Source organism: Amycolatopsis sp. NPDC003676 (assembly GCF_053587275.1).
Genome location: NZ_JBSFNS010000067.1, coordinates 33,509 through 43,731, shown reverse-complemented (window position 1 = coordinate 43,731; position 10,223 = coordinate 33,509). Strand labels below are relative to the sequence as shown.

At 67.6% G+C, this 10,223-nt stretch carries 5 protein-coding genes; 3 read left to right on the top strand and 2 right to left on the bottom strand.

The features are described from left to right. Positions 1-103 precede the first annotated feature (103 nt). Entirely contained in the window at positions 104-1,678 is a 1,575-nt protein-coding gene (locus tag ACWDNU_RS30280) for a PucR family transcriptional regulator (protein WP_449671410.1), read from the bottom strand. A gap of 92 nt (positions 1,679-1,770) precedes the next feature. Here ACWDNU_RS30280 and ACWDNU_RS30275 point away from each other — a divergent pair, with 92 nt between their 5' ends. The 3 genes from ACWDNU_RS30275 to ACWDNU_RS30265 are packed head-to-tail and all read left to right on the top strand — an operon-like array spanning position 1,771 to position 4,864. Continuing rightward, the gene (locus ACWDNU_RS30275) at positions 1,771-2,625 is read left to right on the top strand and encodes a hypothetical protein (RefSeq protein WP_449671409.1); all 855 of its coding nucleotides are present in this window, start codon (positions 1,771-1,773) and stop codon (positions 2,623-2,625) included. Next, positions 2,622-3,731 carry an o-succinylbenzoate synthase gene (gene menC, locus ACWDNU_RS30270; RefSeq protein ID WP_449671408.1) on the top strand — a complete coding sequence of 370 codons (1,110 nt, stop codon included), beginning with the start codon at positions 2,622-2,624 and terminating at the stop codon, positions 3,729-3,731. The genes ACWDNU_RS30275 and menC overlap by 4 nt, the downstream gene beginning before the upstream one ends. Positions 3,732-3,754: 23 nt before the next feature. Next, positions 3,755-4,864: a serine hydrolase domain-containing protein gene (locus ACWDNU_RS30265; protein ID WP_449671407.1), complete on the top strand. Its 1,110-nt coding sequence runs from the start codon at positions 3,755-3,757 to the stop codon at positions 4,862-4,864. A gap of 83 nt (positions 4,865-4,947) precedes the next feature. Here the strand turns inward: ACWDNU_RS30265 and ACWDNU_RS30260 are convergent, their stop codons facing one another. Further along, positions 4,948-10,089, bottom strand: a complete 5,142-nt coding sequence (locus ACWDNU_RS30260) for an AAA domain-containing protein (RefSeq protein ID WP_449671406.1) — start codon at positions 10,087-10,089, stop codon at positions 4,948-4,950. Positions 10,090-10,223: the final 134 nt, after the last annotated feature.

Below are 10,223 nucleotides of genomic sequence, written 5' to 3'. Positions count from 1 at the left end.
GCTCCAGCCGTATTCGGCGAGGAAGGCTTCGACGCGGCCGGGCGTCAGGCCGAAGCGCCAAAGCCGCTGCTTGAGAACGACCGGCATTGCCACTCACCACCCCCTACCAGCCGAGTTGATCCCCCAACCGCAACCGGAGCCACAGCACCAGCCGCTCGTCCGGATCCGCCAGGTCGAACCCGAAGATCTCCTCCGCCCGGGAAAGCCGGTACCGGATCGTGTTCGGATGCACCGACAACCGCGTCGACGCCGCAGCGATGTCACCGTTCGTATCGAGGTAAGCGAGGATCGTCGGCGCATACGTAGTCCCGTGCTCGACGTCGTGCGCCCGCACCGCCGGACCCAGCCGTCGCGGCAAAGAGGCGTCCCCGGCCAGGATCTGCGCCAGCACCGACAGCGTCGCCCCGGCCCAGACCTCCTCGATCGCCGCCACCTGACACGGTTCCGGGGAGGTCCGTCGCTCCGCCAGTGTCCGCAGGACCAGGTCCGCGTCGGCCCGGGAGGATGCGATAGACCGCAGCCCGGGAACCGTCGCGCCGAGTCCCGCTTGCACCGGCATCCGCAGCGCGCCGTGCGCTCGCCGGGCGATGTCGGCGACCAGTTCGCGGTGCGCGGGACCCTCGGGCAGCAGCGCGTAAACGGTCCCGTCGATCAGCGCGCAGCCGTGCCGTCCGTAGTGCGCCTCGCAGTGCAGGCTCACCAGATCGGCCAGCCGCGTCGCCGCGTGGGCAGCCAGTACGTCTTCGGGATCGGCGACGGTGAACGCGGCGACCGCGACCGGGGCGTCCGGGTCCAAGCCGAGTTGCGGGGCGACGGCGGTGACGCTGCTCGGGTCGGCCAGCAGGCGTTGCAGCAGGTCAGCGCGCCGACGGCGGACCACGTCGACCGCCGTGCGCGCGGCCAGCAGGTGCAGCGCGGCGATCTCGGCGGCGTTGAACAGCGCTTGCTCGGCCGTCTCGTCGAGGCTGTCGTCGGCGTCGACCACCCAGATCGAACCCAGCATCTCGCTGCCTGCCCGCACCGCGACGCCGAGCCGCGGCAGCCCGCCGGGAAGCGAAGGAAACCGGCAGGTCTGCCGTACCCGCGCGAGTTCGCGGTACTGGTCGTCGTAGAAAACCGGCACCTCCGGCACCTGCAGTCCGAGGATGCCCTGGCGGCGGCCGTCGTCGATGGGCTGGCCGGGCAGCGTCGAGTACGCCAGGATCCGCCGGTGGGGATCTTCGATGGTGGTCGCGCCGCCGACCATCCCGGCGATGGCGTTGGCCAGCGCGAACAGATCGCCCGCGGCCGGTGCGCCGGGCGTGCGCACGGCGGGGGCGAGCGCCGAGGAGATCATGGTCTCGAGGTGGTGCCAGGGCACGGCTTCGTCGGCGGCGAGCAGCACGACCCCGGCGTCGCGCGCGGCGTCGGACAGCTCGGTGAGGGGTTCGCCGAAGCTTTTCACCACCAGCGCTGAATATCCCACGGCAGAGTTGATGAGATCTTTCGCTTCGGCCGCATCGGCCCCGACGGCGAGCAGGATCGTGTCCTGCCCCGGCGGCGCGCCGCTGCGCCGCTCGTGGATGAGCACCCCGGACACCGGCACCGGACGCTCCGGCAGCGGGCTGACCGGCTGCAGCAGCGAAGCGCCGAGCGCGTCGAGGACCTGCCCGAGATCGGGGACCTCCGGATCGAGCATCTTCACCTCTTTAGCCAGACGCACAAAACATCCGCGGAATCTCTGGACCGGCACTGCACGCACCCGGACGATCCGGCCGCGAGGCTGTCAGCATGCACGTTCCACCAGGCGCACCCGCGACCGTACTCCCTCCGGCCCCGGACACGGCCGTCTCGACCGCCCTGCGCGCCGCGAACCGGGCCGGCGTCCGGATCCGGCTGGCCGACGACGTCCGGACGCTCGAAGCGGTGTCGCGATTCCTCGCCCAGGTGTGGCAGACGCCGGAATCCCACGCTCCGTTCGGCGCGGACGCGCTGCGCGCCGTCGTCCACGCGGGCGGCGCGGTGCATTACACGGCTGATGACGCCGGTATTCAGGCGGCGTCGGCGCTCATTTTCTGCCCACCGGTGACGCGCGCTGTCTATTCGCTGATCGCCGCAGCGCGCGCGAGCGATCGGGGAGTGGGCTTCGCACTCAAGCAAGCCCAGCGGGTATGGGCGCTTGATCAGGGCGCGGAAACGATGGTCTGGACTTTTGATCCGCTGGTAAGCCGTAATGCGCATTTCAACCTGGCGAAACTCGGCGCGCGCGGAACCGAGTACACAGTGGACTTCTACGGCCAGATCGAGGACGGCGTCAACGGCGCGGACGAAACCGACCGGTTCACCGCGGTGTGGCCGCTGCGGGAACCGAATCCCGCCAGGCTTTCCGGCCCGGACCTGACGACCGCGGAGATCGACCCGCGCCGCGCCCCCGACGGCGAATCGTTCCTGGTTCGCGACGGTTCCGGGTATTGGTGCCGGGTCCCGGCCGACATCGTGGGCCTGCGCCGCCTGGACGCACGGCTGAGCGCGGAGTGGCGTTACGCGACCCGGGACGCTTTCGTCCCGCTGTTCACAGAGGGCTACACGGCGACCGGATTCAGCCGGTCCGGCTGGTACCACCTGACCGAAGGGGCGCGGGCGTGAAAATCGAACGGATCGACCTGATCGAGGTCAGCCTCCCGCTCGTCCGTCCATTTCGGACTTCGTGCTCGGTGGACACCGAACGCGACACCCTTCTGCTGCACGTGGTGACCGACGTCAGCGAGGGCTGGGCGGAATTCGGCGGCGACCCGGAACCGGTGTACAGCCCGGAATTCGCCGTCGGAGCCGAACGGATCCTGCGCGACCACCTCGTCCCGCGTGTGACCGCCCTGCCGCAGTTGACCGCCGCCCGGGTCGCGGGCGCGATGGCTCCGGTCAAGGGCAATCCGCTGGCCAAAGCCCTGCTCGAAACCGCGATCCTCGACGCCGAATGCCGCGCCTACGCGATGCCGTTGTCCACTTATCTCGGCGGTGTGCGCGATCGCATTCCGGCCGGAGTTTCCGTCGGAATCACCGACACTGTAACGGAATTGATCGACACTGTCGCCGGTTACCTGGCCGAGGGATACGTCCGGATCAAACTCAAGATCGAGCCCGGCTGGGACCTCGAACCCGTGCGCGCGGTCCGCGCCGAGTTCGGCCCGGACCTGGTTTTGCAGGCCGACGCGAACACCGCGTACTCCCTCTCCGACGCCGACCATCTGGGCCGGCTGGACGAGTTCGGCCTGGTCCAACTCGAACAGCCGCTCCCCGCGGACGATCTCGGCGGGCACGTCGAACTCGCGAAACTCCTGCGCACTCCGCTTTGCCTCGACGAATCGATCTGCTCCGCCCGCGACGCCGCGTTCGCGATCCGGCTGGGCGCGTGCCGGATCATCAACGTCAAACCCAGCCGGGTCGGCGGATATCTCGAAGCGCGGCGGATCCACGACGTGTGTGCCGCACACGGAATCCCGGTGTGGTGCGGCGGCATGCTCGAGACCGGCATCGGCCGTGCACAAAACCTAGCCCTCGCCGCGCTGCCCGGTTTCGTGTTGCCCAATGATATCTCAGCGTCGAGCCGGTACTACGCCACCGATCTCACCGCACCGTTCGAACTCGAAGACGGTTGTCTGTCCATTCCGGACGGTCCGGGCGGCGGCGTCGCTGTCGATCCGGCTGCGCTGAAACGGCACACCGTCGCTTCGCAAACGCTCTTCGCAGTCTGAAGATTCCAGCAGAAGGAGACGACATGCGAGCTTGGACCAGCGCCGCCGCGGCGATGGTGGTAACCGCGGCATTAGTGGTCGCGCCGACGACCGCGGCTTCAGCGGCCGCATGCTCCGCCAAACCCATCCAAACCGCGCTGGACGGCCTGAAAAAGGTCGGTCTCCCCGGAATCGTCCTGACCGTGCAGAGCCCGGACTGCGGCCTGTGGAAAGGCGGTGTCGGAAAGTCCGACGTCGAGACCGGCCGCGCGATCACCGGCGACGAACATTCCAGAATCGGCAGCGACACGAAAACCTGGACCGCCGTAGTCGTGCTGCAATTGGTCGCCGAGGGCAAAATCAGCCTGAACGAAACCGTCGATCATTACCTGCCCAGCCTGATCCGCACCGCCCGCTACGACGGCCGCAAGATCACCGTCCGGCAGCTGCTGCAGCAGACGAGCGGCCTGCCGGACTACCTGGACTCGCCGTTCTGGGAGGACGACCAAGCACACCGATGGGAACATTTCGACCCGATCCAGACCGTGCGACAGGCCCTTTCGCTCGCTCCGCCTGACCGCGCCCCGTCCGGTTTCGCGTACTCCAACACGAACTACAACCTGGCCGGCATGGTGGTCACGAAGGTGACCGGCCGCAGCATCGGCACTGAGCTCACCGAACGGATCATCAAACCACTCTGCCTGCACGAAACCTATTGGCCCGGCGACGAAACCACGATCGACGAACCGGAACTGCGGTCCTACACCAACGGAGTCGACACCACGGAATGGAACGTCTCCGAAGCCGACGCCTCCGGCGAATTGATCTCCACCGGCGCGGACACGACGAAATTCTGGACCTCACTGCTGGGCGGAAAACTCCTGCCCGCTGCTTTGCTGACCGAAATGAAAAAGACCGTCCTTGACGACGGCGGCGAGGGATACGGCCTGGGCCTGCAGCGGTATGAACTGACACCGAACTTCCCCACGTGGGGCCACAGCGGCGGCATGGCCAGCGGCCACGACTTCCGCAACGCGGTGACCGAGGACGGAAAACGCTCGGTGACAGTGTTCATCGACACGGCGGACTATTCGAAAGCCCAGTCGAACCGGATCGACGCGATCGTGGGCGCGCTGATCCGCGACCTCAGGTAACACCTCCGGGCGGTTGCGGCGTCCCCCAGCGCGGCAACCGCCCGGATCCTACGGGCTGCGGACCTCGCGAACAAACCCGGTGCTTACTCGCCTTCTGCGATGCCGCGGGCCAGAGGAGCGACGGAGCCGAAGAGATCCTGCACCCGCTTTGTCAGGGTCTTCAATCCGAACTCGGCCAGCACCGCACGGAAGAGAACCCTCTCGTCCCATCCTTCGCGCTCAGCTACCCCAGCGATCAGAGAAGCGAGTTCGCGCGGGGGAACATCGGAGAGTTGCCGCGGGCCAAGCTCGCGGATCCGCACCCTCGGCTGGTCCGGCAGATAGTAGGTCCGTTCCTTGATCCGATGCTGTGCTGTCGGGTTGTCGACTAGCAGTTCTTCACGGCGTACCGCCTGAGTGAGCACCGAATCGAGTTCGTTCGCGATCAGCCGGCCGACCCGGCTGCCTCCGGCTGCCTCGACGTAGGCCCGATGGACTCGCTGTCCCAGCACCGGGCCTTCGGCTTTCACGATCGCGAGCACGCCCTCGGTCATCTGCTGCCGGGACGCCTCTGACGTCGGAATGAGCGCACCGGCAAAGGTCGCGTAGACGGCCAGGGCACCGGCGGTTGCAGCGACCTCCGGCTCTCTGGGCTCAGGTTCCAGCACCAGCTCTCCGGCTACTGGGCTGAAATCTTCTTCGGCGACGACGGTGGCAACTGCTGCTGTCTCCTGAGGCGATGGCAAGGATTCCAGCGCAGGGGGCTCTGCCATGGGTGCGGCATCGGCCCGTACCGGAGCCCAGCCAGCCGGATAGATCTCCTCCTCGTTCAGGATCTCCCACAGCTCCGCGAGAGCCTCGTCGGGATCGACGTCGAACGAAGAGCCGCTGATCCGGAAGAACCGCCAGCCGCACCGTTCGAGGTCGCGCTGCCGAGCCAGGTCGCGCTCGTAGACGTCGGGGCCGTGCCAGCGATCGCCGTCGCATTCCACCGCGAGCCTGGCCCGGCCGCCGACCACGACGAGGTCGATCCGATAGCCGAGCGCTTCGAACTGCGGTTCCACGGAGTAGCCGCGCGCGACGATGCGGTTGTACACCCGTTGCTCGAAAAGGGAATCGAACGGTTCGACGCGCTCGTTGTCAGGTACCGCCGACGAACGTCCGGCCGCACCGGCGGGCCGGTCGCGCACGCCGTAGCAGTAGTCGAGCAGCTGGTACCGCATGCACTCGCTGTTGGGCAACTCGTCTTGGCGGACGGAGTGGAACACCCAGATCTGGTCTTTCGCCCGGGAGACCGCGACGTTGAACCGCTGCACGTACTGGTCCTGGGTCAGGGCGATCATGCGCCGGTCCGGTTCGGGTGCGGCGACCATCGACAGGAAGACGACGTCCCGTTCGGAGCCCTGGAAGTCGGCGGCATCGCCGCACCGGAGGTCACGGCTCTGCCAGTCCTCGCGGGAAAGCCGGACGAGCAATTCGTCTTCGATGTGTTTCGCCTGGGCCTTGCCCAGGAGGGACACGACGCCAAAGGTCTTTCCGTCGTAGGCAGGGTCCGAAAGGCACTTCTCGATCTGCTCGACGATCGCATCGGCTTCGACGGGGTTGATCTTGTTGGTGGTGCCCCGTTCGTAGCCGTCCTCGAGGTAGACGGCCTTGACGGGATCGAGCCGGTCGGCGCCGTATTGCCGGACCGGCAGCAGCCTGATGCCCTCCGGTTCGTAGGCGATCCGGTTGGAGAAGCCGATGATCTCCGGGACACAGCGGCGGTGCTCGACCAGGGTGATCGGCCGGCCGTAGCGCATCTTGGCCTCTTCGAACAAGCTGCGTTTCGGGTCGTGCCACGAGTCGCGATAACGGTCGTCGGCAAGGTATTGCCGTGCCAGGTCCCGCAGCTCCTGCTGGTCGATGCCGACCGCGGACGGGGAAACCTGCTTGTCGTCCCCGATGACCACGATCTTGCGGGCCAAGTACTGAAGGAAGACAGCTTCGGTACCGGCTTGCGATGCCTCGTCGATCACTACGACGTCGAACATGCCGGGACGAACGCGCAGCTGCTCGGCGATGCGGTAGATCGGCATGATCCACACCGGAACCGACGGCCGGCACCGGTCCATCGCCTTGCGGATCTCCGCGCGCCGCTGGTTGCGGTAGATACCGGTGTTCTTGCCGGCACGTTGGACCAGCTGCGCGTACTGGGTGAGGTCAGCGCGAGCGGTGCCGGTGAGCCGGCTCGGGGATGCCGCGTGGTCCCAAGCGCGGCGTGCGGCGATCGCTTCGGCTTCCTTGCGGATGCTCGCTTCGATCCGGGATATCCGGCGCTGGACGTCATTGACGTCGATTGCTTCCTGATCGACGACCCACGTCCGGGTAGCCGCCCAGCTCCACGCTTCCTGGAACTGGCTGATCCGGCCCGGCCACACCGCGGCGCCAGGGCCAGCCTCGACTGCCGAACGGAAGCCCGGCGCCGCGGTACCGAGCACGGAGCTGGCGTGATCCCGTCGAGCAGCGCGTTCCCGGACCTCCCACAGCCGTTCGAGCCGCTGGCGGGCACTCGCGTAGAGCTCGTGGTCGCGTGTCTTCGCCCCGGCCATCAGATTCGCGACGCACGGTGCCGCGTCCGTCCATTGTGCAGTTTCGCGAAGCACCGATTCGAGTTCACTGAGCGGCCGGGTAGCTGCGGCTCGCGCTTCTTCGGCACCGCAAGCGTCTGCCAAGCTGGCATACCTGCGGACGTCGTTGAGATCCTGCCAGTTCGGCACGGGCAGCTGGAGCCACCGCAGCTGGTTTTCCTCGTGGGCCAAAAGGTCTGCCAGCGTCAGGACGTGCTGCAACTGCGCGAGTTCCGTCGTGTGCCATTGGAGGCGTTCCTGCAGCGTGTCCTCAGGCGGGATGAGGACGTTCTCCGGCCAGGCCCGGTCGAGCGCGGCCAGCACCCGCGTTCCCTCGGCCCACGCCAGGAACGTCTGGAGCTGCGCGGCGGAAGTCGGAGGGACGCCGTCGACTCGGACATTGTCGAACAGCGGCTGTGCCTGCTTCAGCACCTTGCCGGCGAACGCGCCGATCTTCGGCTTCCCGTCTGCTTGCGTCTTGATCACGCCGCCGTCGCCGAGATAGCGGATGACCTCGCCGGCAAGCGCCGTCAAGGTGCCGAGATCGCCCTCGCGCACAACGACTTCCGTCAGCGCGCCAAGGTGAGCGACCGGACGGGCACACGCTTCGACGAGGCCGGCGATCGTGCTGGCGCGGGCCCGCCACTGGTCGGCTCGTCCGGACAGGACATCGCGCAGAGCGGCGTCGAGCCACTGTTCCCGCCGGCTCGCGAACTGCTCGGTTTCGTCGGCGATGTGCTGCAATCGCTGCCGCAACTCTGTCCGTTGCTGCGGAGCGAGCCGGAGCACGGCTCCGAAGGCCGGGTGCTGCTTGAGCGATGCGTATCGCGAATCTGCCTCGAACGCGGCGCGCTCCTGTGCGACGAGGTTCGCGAAGGCCGCGGCGTCGCACACCGATTCGAGGGAAAGCAAGCGCAGCCGGGACTCTGATTCGTCAGCACGGAGCCGGTCATCGAGCAGGTCGCGATGCCAGCTTCGCACCTCGGTGGCGGGTAACGGAAGCGGAGCGTCGGCGGCAATGGTGTCCGACATGGACAGCCAGCCGAGCTCTTCCTTGGCAGCCAGCTGCTGGGCGATGCGCGACAGCGTGCCGTGGTAACCCTGGTGGGTTCGCTCACGGACCTCGCATTCACGAGCCTCGATCAGGCGGCTGTACAGCGCTGACCGTTCCCGTCTCAACCGGTCGACCGTCTCGAGGTTGCGCTCGACGGCGCGGGCGTTCTCCGCACCGTCGTGGTCTCCGGCCGCGGCGGCGATCTCCTGCACCGCGATCTTGAGATCGGCCATGTCCTCGCGCGAGGTGCCGACGACGGCGACCGCGAGCGGTTTGATCCGATCCGGGAGCTTGTCCCGCACTTCGCGGAGCGCGCGGTCGGTCTGTGCGGTCACCAGAACCCGTTTGCCCTGGGCGAGCAAGTGGGAGATCAGCGCGGCGGCGGTGTGGGTCTTGCCGGTGCCGGGCGGGCCTTGAACGAGAACCTGAGAGCTGGAGTCGACGCGCCGGATGACCTCGAGCTGTTTTTCGTTGATCGGCATGGGGAGGAACGGCTCGTCGTCGACGGCGAGGATGGCGCCGGCGTCGGTGGCCTGCTCCGCGACCGGGACGTAATCGGGATCGAGCAGGGGCACGAGTCCGGCGGGGACCTCGCCGGTCTCGTCGATCTGGCGCAGGATCGCGTCGAAAATCTCGATCAAACCGTGGAAGGTGCGCTTCCGGAGGATCACAGCGGGGGCGAACGTCGCGAGCGCGTTCCGCGCGGGAGGCAGAGCTTCGTCCTCGTCGCGGTACTCCCCGTCCGGATCGAGGCTGTGCACGATGCGCTGGACGAATTCCCGTGCGGCCGCCCGGTCCAGCGCGGATCCGTCGTGCGCCTTGACGTCCTCCCGGACCTCAGTGACCTTGTCCGGTGTCGTGATCAGGCGCAGGTCCACCATGTCGAGTTCGAGCCGCACCGGCTCGGCCGACTCGACCGTCCGCACCTCGATGACGCCGGTCCGGTCGTCGAAGTGGATGCTGACCTCGCTAGTGAGCGCGTGCCGTCGGATTCGGGGGCTGTTGACAGGTTGCCAGCTCAGGCACCCGGTTCCCGCGAGCAGCTCCAGCTCTTCCGGGCTTTCGGTCGATCGGACGTACATGAGGTAGAGACGCTGGTAGAGGTCTCGCGCCGGACGGTCGACGAGTTCTTGGCCGGCCCATCGCTGCCATCGGACGAGCCAACCCGGGAACGCGGCTTCGACGGCCGGGAAGTCGTTCAGCGACAGGTACGCCGGCGTGCGTTCCGCGCCGGTTTCCGCGTCGTCCTCGTCGTCGGTGAGGGGGTCGACGATCCGCTTCCGCAGCGTCGGCACTTGCTCCGGGTCGTCGAGCGGGCTGCTCAGCCAGCGGGCCAGATCGTCATCCGGTTCGGGCGGAGCGATGACCGGCACTCGTTCGACCGCGAGCACCGGGCCGTCTGTATCGCCGGCTTCCCCTGACCGCACGGAGACAGCGGGATGCCGGGGCGCTTGGCTCAGCCAGACGACGTCGCCGTCCCGCTGGTAGGTGTCAGTGGTGCGGACCGGACTGGCTTTGAGGTGCTGCGCACCCCGCAGAAACTCGAAGAGCCTGCGAGCGCGATCCACCAGTGACGTATCCATTCCACCTGCCAGTCGTACCTCATGCGCAGTGATTCCGCGCCTCTCCTCAATCGGGTTCTGGACTGAAACGTGACAGACGGTTACCGAATCGTGAGCTGCCGGACGGGGACGGCCAGGCCGGGGGCAATCCACGC